Source organism: Pseudomonas sp. NFX71 (assembly GCF_048079215.1).
In the GTDB taxonomy this organism is placed as follows: domain Bacteria; phylum Pseudomonadota; class Gammaproteobacteria; order Pseudomonadales; family Pseudomonadaceae; genus Aquipseudomonas; species Aquipseudomonas fluorescens_B.
The window spans coordinates 6,409,425-6,422,779 of sequence record NZ_CP182230.1; the positions used below are offsets into that span (position 1 = coordinate 6,409,425).

The 13,355-nt window shown below is 60.4% G+C and carries 12 protein-coding genes; 7 read left to right on the forward strand and 5 right to left on the reverse strand.

Translation table 11 applies throughout. From position 1 onward, the window contains the following. Nucleotides 1–10: 10 nt before the first annotated feature. Entirely contained in the window at nucleotides 11–2,167 is a 2,157-nt protein-coding gene (locus ACM1ZW_RS29840) for a mechanosensitive ion channel family protein (RefSeq protein WP_416739911.1), read from the forward strand. Nucleotides 2,168–2,324: 157 nt separating this feature from the next. Here the strand turns inward: ACM1ZW_RS29840 and ACM1ZW_RS29845 are convergent, their stop codons facing one another. Beyond that, the gene (locus ACM1ZW_RS29845) at nucleotides 2,325–3,998 is read right to left on the reverse strand and encodes a DEAD/DEAH box helicase (RefSeq protein ID WP_017339791.1); all 1,674 of its coding nucleotides are present in this window, start codon (nucleotides 3,996–3,998) and stop codon (nucleotides 2,325–2,327) included. Nucleotides 3,999–4,418: 420 nt separating this feature from the next. On the opposite strand from ACM1ZW_RS29845, the gene ACM1ZW_RS29850 reads away from it, so the two are divergent. Further along, nucleotides 4,419–5,210, forward strand: a complete 792-nt coding sequence (locus tag ACM1ZW_RS29850; RefSeq protein WP_017339792.1) for a crotonase/enoyl-CoA hydratase family protein — start codon at nucleotides 4,419–4,421, stop codon at nucleotides 5,208–5,210. A gap of 177 nt (nucleotides 5,211–5,387) precedes the next feature. On the opposite strand, the gene ACM1ZW_RS29855 is transcribed toward ACM1ZW_RS29850, so the two are convergent. After that, the gene (locus ACM1ZW_RS29855) at nucleotides 5,388–6,143 is read right to left on the reverse strand and encodes a spermidine synthase (RefSeq protein WP_414880093.1); all 756 of its coding nucleotides are present in this window, start codon (nucleotides 6,141–6,143) and stop codon (nucleotides 5,388–5,390) included. 149 nt (nucleotides 6,144–6,292) lie between these two features. Between ACM1ZW_RS29855 and ACM1ZW_RS29860 the strand changes: the two genes are divergently transcribed. Continuing rightward, on the forward strand, nucleotides 6,293–7,639 hold the full coding sequence (locus ACM1ZW_RS29860; protein ID WP_017339794.1) for a class II 3-deoxy-7-phosphoheptulonate synthase: 1,347 nt from the start codon (nucleotides 6,293–6,295) through the stop codon (nucleotides 7,637–7,639). 111 nt (nucleotides 7,640–7,750) lie between these two features. Here ACM1ZW_RS29860 and ACM1ZW_RS29865 read toward each other — a convergent pair whose 3' ends face one another. Together ACM1ZW_RS29865 and ACM1ZW_RS29870 are read right to left on the reverse strand one after the other, a co-directional pair. Continuing rightward, nucleotides 7,751–8,977, reverse strand: coding sequence for a winged helix-turn-helix domain-containing protein (locus ACM1ZW_RS29865; RefSeq protein WP_414880094.1), 1,227 nt, complete (start codon nucleotides 8,975–8,977; stop codon nucleotides 7,751–7,753). 64 nt (nucleotides 8,978–9,041) lie between these two features. Continuing rightward, the gene (locus ACM1ZW_RS29870; RefSeq protein ID WP_017339796.1) at nucleotides 9,042–9,257 is read right to left on the reverse strand and encodes a DUF1127 domain-containing protein; all 216 of its coding nucleotides are present in this window, start codon (nucleotides 9,255–9,257) and stop codon (nucleotides 9,042–9,044) included. Between the two features lie 96 nt (nucleotides 9,258–9,353). Between ACM1ZW_RS29870 and ACM1ZW_RS29875 the strand changes: the two genes are divergently transcribed. Next, nucleotides 9,354–10,208, forward strand: coding sequence for a LysR substrate-binding domain-containing protein (locus ACM1ZW_RS29875; protein ID WP_414880095.1), 855 nt, complete (start codon nucleotides 9,354–9,356; stop codon nucleotides 10,206–10,208). Here ACM1ZW_RS29875 and ACM1ZW_RS29880 read toward each other — a convergent pair. After that, on the reverse strand, nucleotides 10,198–10,947 hold the full coding sequence (locus tag ACM1ZW_RS29880; RefSeq protein ID WP_031319035.1) for a sulfite exporter TauE/SafE family protein: 750 nt from the start codon (nucleotides 10,945–10,947) through the stop codon (nucleotides 10,198–10,200). The genes ACM1ZW_RS29875 and ACM1ZW_RS29880 overlap by 11 nt on opposite strands. A 111-nt stretch (nucleotides 10,948–11,058) precedes the next feature. On the opposite strand from ACM1ZW_RS29880, the gene ACM1ZW_RS29885 reads away from it, so the two are divergent. The 3 genes from ACM1ZW_RS29885 to ACM1ZW_RS29895 all read left to right on the forward strand — a co-directional run bounded on the left by ACM1ZW_RS29885 (nucleotide 11,059) and on the right by ACM1ZW_RS29895 (nucleotide 13,331). Further along, entirely contained in the window at nucleotides 11,059–12,015 is a 957-nt protein-coding gene (locus ACM1ZW_RS29885) for a LysR family transcriptional regulator (RefSeq protein ID WP_017339799.1), read from the forward strand. A gap of 69 nt (nucleotides 12,016–12,084) precedes the next feature. Further along, nucleotides 12,085–12,546, forward strand: a complete 462-nt coding sequence (locus ACM1ZW_RS29890) for a MarR family winged helix-turn-helix transcriptional regulator (RefSeq protein ID WP_031319036.1) — start codon at nucleotides 12,085–12,087, stop codon at nucleotides 12,544–12,546. Between the two features lie 365 nt (nucleotides 12,547–12,911). Beyond that, nucleotides 12,912–13,331, forward strand: coding sequence for an organic hydroperoxide resistance protein (locus ACM1ZW_RS29895; protein WP_017339801.1), 420 nt, complete (start codon nucleotides 12,912–12,914; stop codon nucleotides 13,329–13,331). Nucleotides 13,332–13,355: the final 24 nt, after the last annotated feature.

The window sequence follows — 13,355 nt, forward strand, 5'->3', positions numbered from 1 at the left end:
TGACCGCCTAGTGTTCGCTCGTCTTTTTGCCCTGCCCTGTCTTTTCCTCGTCTGCCTCATGACGCTGCTGCCGATCACGCCAGCCGAGGCCGCCGGTTTGCCGAGCCTGCTCAATGGCTCCGCGAAAACCCAGCCGGAGGCGCAAGAACCTCTGGGGCAATCACTCGACGAAGTCATCAAGTCGCTGGAGAACGATCAGCAACGCAGCAAGTTGCTGGCCGACCTGAAGAAGTTGCGCGACGCCACCAAAAAAGCCCAACCGACCAAAGAAGAAGGCGTGCTGGGCCTGATCGGCGGAACGCTGGCCAATTTCGAAAAACAGTTCTCCGGCGTCGACAGCCCGCTTACGCGCTGGTCCGAAGAATTCAATCTGGCCAAAGACGAACTGATAGCACTGGCGCTACCGGTCAATGAATGGCTGCCGATCATTTTTGCCTTCGCCATGATCCTGATGATCTGGAGCCTGCTGGCCGCCGCACTGATCTGGCTCGGGCACCGGGTGCGGATGCGCTTCGGCCTGACCGAGGAATTGCCGCAACACCCCAAGGCCCTCGACATGCTGCGGTTTGCCCTGCGCAAACTTGGCCCTTGGCTGATCGCCCTGGTCATCACGGTGTACATGAGTTACGCCTTGCCCTCGTCATTGGGCAAAAGCCTGGCCATGGTGCTGGCCTATGCGTTGGTGGTCGGCACGTGTTTTTCGGCGATCTGCGTGATCGCTTTTTCCCTGCTCGACGGTCCGCATCGTCACCGCGCCTTGTACATCCTGCGGCATCAGGCCTTTCGGCCGTTGTGGCTGATCGGCAGTTTCGCCGCGTTCGGTGAAGCCCTGAGCGACCCGCGACTGGTGACCAGCCTGGGCAGCCACCTGGCGCACACCGCCGCCACCATCGCCAATGTGCTGGCCGCGCTGTCTACCGGCCTGTTCATCCTGCGCTTCCGTCGCCCCATCGCCCACCTGATCCGCAACCAGCCGCTGTCCCGGCGCCTGACCCGCCGCGCCCTGAGCGACACCATCGATATTCTCGGGACCTTCTGGTACGTGCCGGCGCTGGTACTGGTGGCCATCTCGCTGTTCGCCACCTTCGTCTCGGCCGGCGACACCAGTACCGCACTGCGTCAGTCGCTGATCTGCACCGTGCTGCTGGTGTTGTGCATGGTCATCAATGGGCTGGTGCGTCGCCATGCGCTGAAACCGCAACGTGGCGTGAAGCGTCATGCGCTGTATTCCGAACGCCTGAAAAGCTTCTTCTATACCCTTGCCCATTTGCTGGTGTGGCTGGCATTCATCGAACTGGGCCTGCGCGTCTGGGGCATGTCGCTGATTGCGTTCACCGAAGGTGAAGGCCATGAAGTCAGCGTGAAACTGTTCAGCCTCGGCGGCACGCTGATTTTTGCCTGGCTGATCTGGATTCTCAGCGACACCGCGGTGCACCACGCCCTCACCCGCTCGCGCAAAGGCCTGGCCAATGCCCGCGCGCAGACAATGATGCCGCTGATCCGCAATGTGCTGTTCGTGGCGATCTTCATCGTGGCGTTGATCGTCGCCCTGGCGAACATGGGCATGAACGTCACGCCATTGCTGGCCGGCGCCGGCGTCATCGGTCTGGCCATCGGTTTCGGTGCACAGTCACTGGTCGCCGACCTGATCACCGGGCTGTTTATCATCATCGAAGATTCCCTGGCTATCGACGACTACGTGGATGTCGGCGGCCACCTCGGCACTGTCGAAGGCCTGACCATTCGCACCGTTCGCCTGCGGGACATCGACGGCATCGTCCACACGATTCCGTTCAGCGAGATCAAAAGCATCAAGAATTACTCCCGGGAGTTCGGCTACGCGATCTTCCGCGTGGCGATCCCCTCGAACATGGACATCGATAACGCAATCAAACTGATGCGCGACGTCGGCCAGAAGATGCGCAACGATCCGCTGCAACGGCGCAACATCTGGTCGCCGCTGGAGATTCAAGGGGTCGAGAGTTTCGAGTCCGGCAACGCGATACTTCGGGCACGATTCAAGACCGCGCCGATCAAGCAGTGGGAAGTCTCCCGCGCCTTCAACCTGTCCCTGAAACGTCACCTGGACGAAGCCGGGCTCGATCTGGCGATGCCGCGCATGACCGTGCAAGTGGTGACGGCGGGTGGCGGCCCGGCAACAGAATAACCGCCGCGACCCGATCGCCTGTAGCTGCTGCCGAGCCTGCGAAGCAAACCTGTGGCGAGGGAGCTTGCTCCCTCACCACAGAGCTAATCTCAGGCATAAAAAAATCCCCGAACCAGTCGGGGATTTTTTATGTTCGATCAATCAACCCGAAGGCGGATCAATCTTCGCGATAGCGACGCAGCTTCAACTGCTTACCAGCAACGCGAGTGTCCTTCAGCTTGGTCAGCAGACGCTCCAGACCATCTTCCGGCAGCTCGACGAGGCTGAAGCTGTCACGCACCTGGATGCGACCGATGGCTTCACGCGCCAGACCACCCTCGTTGAGGATGGCGCCCAGCAGGTTCTTGGCAGCGATACCGTCACGCGCACCCAGCGCGGTACGGCAACGGGCACGACCTTCGGCCAATGGAACCGGAGCGCGACGCTCACGATCACCACGGTCCGGACGATCACCGGTACGCTCTGGACGATCGCCGCGCGGTGCGTTGTTCGGCACCAGTGGACGTTCTTTCTCGATTGCAGCCAGGGTCAACGCCTGAGCATTGGTGGCCTTGCGCAGCAGAGCAGCGGCCAATGCACGCGGAGTGCAACCGATATCGGCAGTCAGGCGATCCAGCAGATCACCGTGAGTCGACTCGGCATCGCCAACCAGCGGCGACAGGCTGTTGGTCAGTTTCTTGATGCGCGCATCGAGAACTGCCTGAGCGTCCGGCAGGCGGACTTCGGCAACTTTCTGACCGGTTACACGCTCGATCACTTGCAGCATGCGGCGCTCGCGCGGAGTCACCAGCAGCAGTGCACGACCTTCGCGACCGGCACGGCCGGTACGGCCGATACGGTGAACGTAGGACTCAGGGTCGTACGGCATGTCAACGTTGAATACGTGAGTGATGCGCGGAACGTCCAGGCCACGAGCAGCAACGTCGGTCGCCACAACGATGTCCAGACGGCCATCCTTGAGGGAATCGATGACGCGCTCACGTTGGTTCTGGGCAATGTCACCGTTCAGCGCAGCGGCTTTGTAGCCTTTGGCTTCCAGGGCGCTGGCCAGGTCCAGGGTCGCTTGCTTGGTGCGCACGAACATGATCAGGGCGTCGAAGTCTTCGACTTCCAGCAGGCTCAATACAGCCGAGGTCTTCTGGTCAGCGTGAACCAACAGGTGAGCCTGTTCGATCGCGGTAACGGTCTGAGTCTTGGTCTGGATCTTCACGTGTTGCGGATCGCGCAGGTGGCGTTCGGCAATGGCACGGATCGACTGTGGCAGGGTGGCCGAGAACAATACGGTCTGACGGGTCGCTGGCAGAGCCTTGAAGATGACTTCCAGGTCGTCCATGAAGCCCAGCTTGAGCATTTCGTCAGCTTCGTCCAGAACCAGGTGGTTCACGGTCGACAGGACTTTTTCGTCGCGACGCAGGTGGTCGCACAGACGGCCCGGGGTGGCGACAACGATCTGTGCGCCGTTACGGATTGCTTTCAGTTGTGGGCCCATAGGCGCGCCGCCGTAAACGGCCACAACGGTTACGCCCGGCATTTGCTTGGCGTAGGTTTCGAAAGCGGTTGCTACTTGCAGCGCCAACTCACGGGTTGGCGCCAGGATCAGGGCTTGCGGCTCGCGCTTGGCAGGATCGATGCAATGCAGGATCGGCAGGGCGAACGCGGCGGTTTTACCCGTACCGGTTTGCGCCTGACCAATCATGTCGTGACCGGCCATGATGATCGGGATCGATTGCTGCTGAATAGCCGAAGGCTCTTCGTAGCCAGTCGCGATGACGGCTGCAAGAATATTCGGATTAAGATTAAAAGCGGCGAAGCCGCCGGTTTCCTGGGTCATGGGTCTGCCTCTAAGTGCATCCGCAAAGACCCATGCTCCAAAGCTGCGCATGCCGTGTAAGACTCAAGAGTCGCCCTGGCTGCTTTGTCGGCGGGGATTTGCGAAAACGAATGAATGAAAAAGATTCGTCAAGGGAGAGTCCGCTGTGCGGACGTGCAGCCGAAGCTGACTTCGGGGAATTGCGCTACCTAAACGCGGCCCGGTTAAAGGCCGGCGCGCACTATACCGGAATTCGCCCAAAAAGGGAGCATTATTTGTCGGAAATCTGACGCATACACCGTTATGTCACAGGCTTTGCAGATAATCGTGCAGCAGTCTATTTTTCAAAGGCCCGGCCCTGCTGGCGATGGCGCTAAAACGGTTCCCCCTTGTGACGCAGTCCTGCAGTCTCAAACCCCTTCCCGCTCGAGGAATTGCGTGATGAATCAACCCGTTACCAGCCGTGTGACCTGCGAACGGCACGGCCATGTCCTGTTGATCGGCCTGGATCGGGTGGCCAAGCGCAACGCCTTCGATCTCGACCTGCTCAATGCCCTCAGCCTGGCCTACGGCGAATTCGAGGCCGACAGCGAGGCGCGGGTGGCGGTGGTGTTCGGCCATGGCGAGCATTTCACTGCCGGGCTCGACCTGGTCAATGCCAGCGCAGCGCTGGCCGAAGGCTGGCAGGTGCCGCCCGGAGGGTGCGATCCGTGGGGGGTGTTTGCAGGTCCGCGCGTCAGCAAACCGGTGATCGTCGCCGCACAAGGTTATTGCCTGACCATCGGTATCGAGCTGATGCTGGCCGCCGATATCAACCTGTGTGCCAGCAACACCCGATTCGCCCAGAAAGAAGTCCAACGCGGGATCTTCCCGTTTGGCGGCGCGACGTTGCGCCTGCATCAGGTTGCAGGCTGGGGCAACGCCATGCGCTGGCTGCTGACCGGCGATGAGTTCGATGCCCATGATGCGCTGCACTTGGGCCTGGTGCAGGAAGTCATGGCCAGCGAGGATTTGTTGCCGCGGGCGATTGAACTGGCTGAGCGGATTGCCCGGCAGGCACCGCTGGGGGTTCAGGCGACGCTGATGTCGGCGCGGCAGGCACGTTATGAAGGGGAAACCGCGGCGGCGCAGGGATTGCCGGCGCTGGTGAAGAAGCTGTTGGCGAGTGAGGATGCGAAGGAAGGTGTGCGGTCGATGATCGAGAAGCGGCCCGGCGTGTTCAAAGGCTGCTGACAAGACGGCTTTTGTGGCTAGGGAGCTTCTGTGGTGAGGGGATTTATCCCCGTTGGGCTGCGAAGCAGCCCCAAAACCAGCGCCATGGCCATTCAGGCAGACCACATTCGCCGACTTTGCGACCGCTTCGCGGTCGGACGGGGATAAATCCCCTCGCCACAAGTGATCACACCCGCATCAGCTCGCCGGGCGAATCGCCTTGATCAGCGACTGCAACGAATACCCCAACCGCGGCGCCAGCTCTTCGGCCCGCGCAACCAATCCGTCCATGTCCAGGTCCTGATCCAGTTCCGAAGGCACGATCAGAATCACATTGCCCTCCTTCACCGGCAGCTCCCAGTAATGCCGATGATAAAGCCCGCGCAACAACGCCGCGCCCAAGGGTTTGCCGTCGTCGGTGGCCCATTGATTGATCACCAGCCAACCGCCCGGATTCAGGCGTTTCTGACAATTTTCCAGAAAACTCCAGGCCAGGTGCCCGACACCCGGCCCGACATCGGTATAGAGGTCGACGAAAATCAGGTCCGCCGGCTCTGCCGTCGCCAGCAATTCCAGTGCATCGCCAACCCGGATGTACAGTCGAGGATCGTCATCCAGCCCAAGGTATTCGATGGCCAGGCGCGGCACGTCGGGGCGCAGTTCGATGGCCTCGACATCTTCCAGCGGCAGGAATTTCAGGCAGGCCTGGGTCAACGTGCCGGCACCGAGGCCGAGGAACAGCGCGCTTTCCGGCTGCCCGTGACACAACGCACCAACAAGCATCGCCCGGGTGTAATCGTATTCGAGCCAGCTCGGGTCGGCGGTGAACACACAGCTCTGTTCGATGGCATCACCGAACTCGAGAAAACGGTAATCGGCCACTTCCAGCACACGAATCACACCGAACTCGTCCTGTACCTCGGCGAGCAGATGCTCGACGCGCTCCTCAGTCATTTCGTCTCCTGATCGTTACCAGGCCCGGCAACGTAGTACACCGCAACATGAGGCGGCAAAAGCGCGATTGTCCGCGAAGCGACGGGAACAGGTCACGCACTAATTTGCTGATAACATGAACACCCGAGCGTAAAACAACCGAGACCGTGATGAGCCAACCCTGGAGCCCTGACAGCTGGCGCGCCCTGCCGATCCAGCAACAACCTGTTTATCCCGACGCGGCGCATTTGCTGCACGTCGAGCAAACCCTGGCCAGCTATCCGCCGCTGGTGTTTGCCGGTGAAGCCCGGGAATTGCGCCGTCAGTTTGCCGAAGTGACACAGGGTCGCGCATTTCTGTTGCAGGGCGGCGACTGCGCCGAAAGCTTCGCCGAGTTCTCCGCCGCGAAAATCCGCGACACCTTCAAAGTGCTGCTGCAAATGGCGATCGTCATGACCTTCGCGGCCGGTTGCCCGGTGGTCAAGGTCGGGCGCATGGCCGGCCAGTTCGCCAAGCCGCGCTCGGCCAACGACGAAACCATCGACGGCGTGACCCTGCCGGCCTACCGGGGCGATATCGTCAACGGCATCGGTTTCGACGAAAAAAGCCGCGTTCCGGATCCGGAGCGGCTACTCCAGTCATACCACCAGTCCACCGCCACCCTGAACCTGCTGCGCGCCTTTGCCCAGGGCGGTTTTGCCGACCTGCATCAAGTTCACAAGTGGAACCTGGACTTCATCGCCAACTCGGCGCTGGCGGAAAAATACAGCCACCTCGCCGACCGCATCGACGAAACCCTGGCCTTCATGCGCGCCTGTGGCATGGACAGTTCGCCGCAATTGCGCGAAACCAGTTTCTTCACCGCCCACGAAGCGCTGCTGCTGAACTACGAAGAAGCCTTCGTGCGTCGCGACAGCCTGACCAACGATTACTACGACTGCTCGGCGCACATGCTGTGGATCGGCGACCGTACCCGCCAACTGGACGGTGCGCACGTCGAATTCCTGCGTGGGGTGAACAACCCGATCGGGGTCAAGGTCGGCCCGAGCATGAACCCGGAAGACCTGATCCGCCTGATCGACGTGCTCAACCCGGACAACGATCCAGGCCGCTTGAACCTGATCGCGCGAATGGGCGCGAACAAGGTCGGCGATCACTTGCCGGCACTGATCCGCGCAGTGCAACGTGAAGGCAAACAGGTGCTCTGGAGTTCCGACCCGATGCACGGCAACACCATCAAGGCCAGCAGCGGCTACAAGACCCGCGACTTTGCGCAGATTCTTGGCGAGGTGAAGCAGTTCTTCCAGGTTCACGAAGCGGAAGGCAGTTATGCCGGTGGCATCCATATCGAGATGACCGGGCAGAATGTCACCGAGTGCATTGGTGGTGCGCGGCCGATTACCGAGGACGGGTTGTCGGACCGGTATCACACCCATTGTGATCCGCGAATGAATGCTGATCAGTCACTGGAGCTGGCGTTTTTGATTGCCGAAACTTTGAAGCAGGTTCGACGGTAGTTTTTGATCGCCTGATGTACCGCTATCGCTAGCAGACTAGCTCCCACATGGTTTTGTGTACGACACAGATCCATTGTGGGAGCCAGCCTGCTGGCGATTAGACCAGATTAGTCACCCATCTATCTGTGCCAATGCCACCCGCAACCGCGCCGCACTCGCCCGCGGACAATTCAACTGAACCCGCTCCAACCCCAACCAATCCGCCATCCGCCGCAAATTGACCGCCAACGCCAGCATCCCCTCCTCGTCCAGCCCCGCTTCTTCCTCATGCACGGCATGCACTGCGAGCCGCCCCAATGCCCGTTCCGCGCGCAAATCCACCCGTGCGGCAATCCGCTCGTTGTGTAAAAAAGGCAGTACGTAATAGCCGTAGACCCGCTTGTCCGGCGGCGTGTAGATCTCCAACCGATAGCGAAAATCGAACAAGCGCTCGGTGCGACTGCGCTCCCAGATGAGCGAGTCGAACGGTGAAAGCAAGGCGCTGGCTTCGACCTTGCGCGGCACTTTGGGCTCCGGCAGGCAAAATGCCGGTTGCCGCCAACCCTGAACCTCGCAAGTCAGCAATTGCCCCGTTTCCACCAATTCTGCCAAGCGGGGACGCGCATCACCGGGGCTCAGGCGAAAGTAGTCGCGCAAGTCCTTCTCCGTCGCCACCCCCAAAGCATTCGCGGCATGCAGCAACAGCCCGCGCTGGGCCTCGTCCTCCGAGAGCAACGGCTGCTGCAGAATCGCGGAGGGAATGACCCGCTCCGGCAAATCATAAAGTCGCTCGAATCCACGTCGCCCAGCCACGGTCACCTCACCAGCGGCGAACAACCACTCCAGCGCATGCTTTTCCGCGCTCCAGTCCCACCAAGGTCCTGCCCGCTCCTGGCGCGTCGACAGACTCCCGGCACCCAGCGCGCCGAGCTCCTGAACCGAGGCCAGCACACGGCGAATGGTGTCCTGCTGCTCACGCCCGAATCGCGCCAGTTGCTGATAGATATCTTCACCCCGGGTCGCCCGCCGCATGCGCCAGCGCATCAACGGGTACATCGACAGGGGCAGCAACGAGGCTTCATGGCCCCAGTATTCGAACAACGTGCGTCGACGGCCCGAACTCCAGGCAGCCTGGTCGAGCAAGTCGGATGAGTAGTTGCCGAGGCGGGAAAACAAGGGAAGGTAGTGCGAACGCACCAACGCATTGACCGAATCGATCTGCAAAATGCCCAGCCGCTCGATCAGGCGATTGAGCTGGACCGCTTTGATCGTCGCCGGCGGCTGGCGCCCATTGAACCCTTGGGCGGCCAGCGCCAGGCGTCGAGCCTGTTTGATGGAAAAGGACAGCGTTGCGGGCATGAACATCTCCTTGTCTGCTCGCAACCTACCTTACCGGGAGACGGTTTGTGTAGTTGTGGGTTACTCATTTGTGCATCGGGTCATCCCAGAATGGGCGGATGGTTTCGTGCTCGACATCCGCGCGACTGAGCCCTATGTCCTTCAGTGCTTCGTCGCTCATGCCCGCCAACAACTCGCGTTCACGGTGCAATTCGTACCAGCGACTGATTTTGTGCAACAGATCTGTCACCACATGGATGGAATGTTTTTCTACTTCGACATAGCCTTTTTGACCTTTCATCTTGTTGCCCTCCGTTTGGGATGGCTCAAGTGTCGCGCCGGAGCTAAGATCAATCCAACGAATGTTTCTGATGCAATACATCTCGGAGATTGATCAATGTCCGCCTTCCCAAGTATCGATACCGAAGTGCTGCGCACCTTCGTTGCCATCGCCGATCAGGGCGGCTTTACCCGCGCCGGCGAGCTGGTGAATCGCACGCAGTCCGCCGTGAGCATGCAGATGAAACGGCTGGAAGAGGATGTGTTGCAGCGCCAGTTGTTTCAGCGCGACGGCCGTCAGGTGCGCCTCACCGCTGAAGGCCAGGTGTTGCTGGGCTACGCGCGGCGCATCCTCAAGCTGCACAGCGAAGTGTTCAACACGTTGCGCGAACCGCACATGGTCGGCATGGTACGCATCGGCACACCCGACGATTACGTGATGCGTTTTTTGCCGGGCATCCTGCGGCGATTTGCCCAGTCGTATCCGCTGATCCAGATCGAAGTCCACTGTGAATCATCAAAACAATTGCTGCTGCGCCAGGACCTGGACCTGTCCATCGTCACCCGTGAGCCGGGCAACGAGATCGGGCAACTGCTGCGCAAGGAACGTTTTGTCTGGGCCGAAGCGCAATGCTTCAGTGCCCATGAGCAAACGCCGCTGCCGCTGGCGATGTTCAACAGCGATTGCTTCTGCCGTTTATGGGCCTGCAATGCCCTCGATGCCATGGGCCGCGATTATCGCGTGGCCTACAACAGTTCAAGCCTGTCGGCGATCATGGCGGTGGTGAGTGCCGGCCTGGCCGTGACCGCACAACTGGAAAGCCTGATCACCCCCGACATGCGCATTCTCGGTGAAGCCGAAGATCTGCCGATTTTGCCCGAGGCGAGCATCATGCTGGTGCGCAACCTGCACAACCCGTCGCCGATTACCGAGTGCCTGGCCGAACACATCGTCGAAGGGTTCAAACTTTAAAGGCGAGCATCACCGCACACAGCACCAGGAAGCCACAGAACAGCGCGCGCAGCAGCCGCTCCGGTATGGTGTGGGCGATCTTCACGCCCCAACTGATGCTCAGCAGACCGCCGATGGCCAACGGCACACCGATCATCCAGTCCACTTGATGATGCACGGCATAAGTCACCAGCGTGACGCCCGTGCTGGGTAACGCCAGTGCCAGCGACAAGCCTTGGGCAACCACCTGGCTGGTGCCGAACAGGCTGGTCAGCACGGGCGTTGCCACTACCGCCCCACCCACACCGAACAATCCACCCATGGTCCCGGAAGCCGCGCCGAGCACGCCCAGCCATGGCCATGAGTAATTCATCTGCGAACTGACCGACACATTGGCGTAGAACATTCGCACCAGGTTGTAGGCCGACAGTGCGATCAGGAATGCGACAAATCCTACGCGCATGGTTTCCGCATCGATGCCCACCGCCCAGATCGACCCGATCCACGCAAAGCAAAAACCCATCGACGCCAGCGGCAGCGCGTGACGCAACTCGATTTTATTGCGCTGGTGATAGCGCCACAGCGCCAGCATCACATTCGGCACCACCATGACCAGCGCAGTGCCTTGGGCAATCTGCTGATCGAGCCCGAACAACACCCCCAGCAACGGAATGGCGATCAGCCCTCCGCCAATCCCAAACAACCCGCCCAGGGTTCCCAGGGCGGCACCGAATACCAGATACATCAAAAATTCAATCACGGCCAATGTCCTCTCACCTCAGGCGATCCATCCTACGCAGTCGGCGCTGGCGGGGAAACGCATAGCAACGCACAATGGCTGTGCCAACTTTGCATAAGCACTGACTACGCCATGAACCCCAATCAGTTAACCGAACAACTGGGCCTGTTCCTCGATGTACTGGAAACCGGCAGTTTCTCCGGCGCATCCCGCCGTTATCCGCTGACACCGTCGGCCGTGGCGCGGCGCATCGACAGCCTGGAAAACGCCGTCGGCAGCCAGTTGTTTATCCGCAGTACCCATGCCGTGCGCGCGACGCCGGCCGGGTTGGCATTCGCCGAACGGGCGCGGCGGATTGTGGCCGAACTGCAACTGGCGCGGGCCGAAGCGGTGTCCCTGAGCAGTGCGCCGGAAGGCCTGATACGGATCGACGCCCCCGCCGCGTTCGGCCGGCGGCACCTGGCGCCGGTGATCGCTGATTTTCTGGTGCTCTACCCCGGTCTCGATGTGCAACTGCACTTGATCGACAGTTTTGTCGACATGCAGGGTTTGAACCTGGGCAAGGTTGATCTGGTGCTGCGTACCGGGCAAATGGCCGACACCCGCCTGGTGGCCACACCGCTGGCGAGCATGGTGCGCATCGCCTGCGCCAGCCCCGACTATCTGAAGCGTCGCGGCGTACCGACCGACCCGGCGCAGTTGATTGAACACGACGGCCTCGACTGGGATGGCCTCGCCCCACCCTTCGCCTGGCGTTTCGAGCGGGATGGGCAAATGCAAACGCACCGCCCGTCGCGCATCCGCATGAGCGCCAACAATGCCGAGGCGCTGGCCTGCGGGGCATTGGCCGGGTTGGGTGTCGCGCATCTGCCGACCTGGCTGACCAGCGAATATTTGTTGCGTGGTGAGCTACTGCCCCTGTTTTGCGAAAATGGTCTGCCACCTTCGGACACCACCGGCATCTATGCCTTGCGCCTGGAGCAGCAGCCCAATTCCCGCAGTCGTTTGTTGCTGGAATACCTGAAAACCCGCTTCAGTCCGATTCCGCCATGGGACCTGGCGCTGCAAACCGACCTGGACCGGCACTAGTCCAGAATTGTCTGGCGCATTAAAGATTCGCCCGCTAGATTTATGACGATCACTGATCAAGGCTTCGAAATGAACACCGAGCGCAACACCTCCGATAACTGCGACGCCCTGCTGCTGGATAATCAGGCCTGCTTCGCCCTGCATTCCACCTCGCTGCTGATGACCAAGGTCTACAAGCCGCTGTTGCAAGCGCTGGGCCTGACCTATCCGCAATACCTGGCGATGATGGTGTTGTGGGAACAGGACGGTTTGACCGTAGGCGAAATCAGCACGCGCCTGCTGACCGATCCTGGCTCACTGACGCCACTGCTCAAACGCCTGGAAGCCGAAGGCTTGCTCAGCCGCACCCGCAGCCGCGAAGACGAGCGAGTTGTGATTGTCGAACTCACCGAACAGGGTCGCGCCTTGCGGGACAAGGCTCGCGGAGTTCCCCAGTGCATCCTCGGCGCCAGCGGGATGACGCTGGAGAGACTGCAGAAACTGCAGGCAGAGCTGCAAGTGCTGCGGAGCAATCTGCAAGACAGCCTGTAATCTTCAAACCATCACACATCCACTGTGGGAGCGGACTTGCTCGCGAATGCGGTGTGCCATTCAGCACATGTGTTGACTGACACACCGCATTCGCGAGCAAGCCCGCTCCCACATTTTTTTGTGGTGACCTCGGGACTCCGCTTCATCTGCCCCTCGCCTCGAAAAAATTTACTGCCCGAAAATCCTGCCTGAATCGCTCTAATTCCATAGTCTTGCCGGCAATCACTCCCGGGCCTCACCACGCTTGCCAAACTTTTTTCAAAATTTATCTTGTGCGCAAGATATTAGCGCGATACATTCACCTCGCACTTACTTAGCGCGCAAACATTTAGCGCAAACAAACAAATCCAAACGAGGCGTACATCATGCAAACTCTCTACACCGCAATCGCAACTTCCACTGGTGGCCGTGACGGTCGTGCGGTTTCCAGCGATAACATCCTCGACGTCAAACTCGCTACCCCGAAAGAACTCGGCGGTGCTGGCGGCGCAGCCACCAACCCTGAACAACTGTTCGCCGCCGGTTACTCGGCCTGCTTCATCGGCGCGCTGAAATTCGTCGCCAGCCAGACCAAACGCAGCATCCCGGCCGACGCATCGATCACCGCCCATGTCGGTATCGGCCAGATTCCTGGTGGTTTCGGTCTGGACATCGATCTGCACGTCAGCCTGCCAGGTCTTGAACAAGCCGATGCGCAATCCCTGGTCGATGCTGCCCACCAGGTCTGCCCGTACTCCAACGCCACCCGTGGCAACGTCGATGTGCGCCTGCACGTTACCGTCTAACTGCTGATTCCTAGACCAAACAGG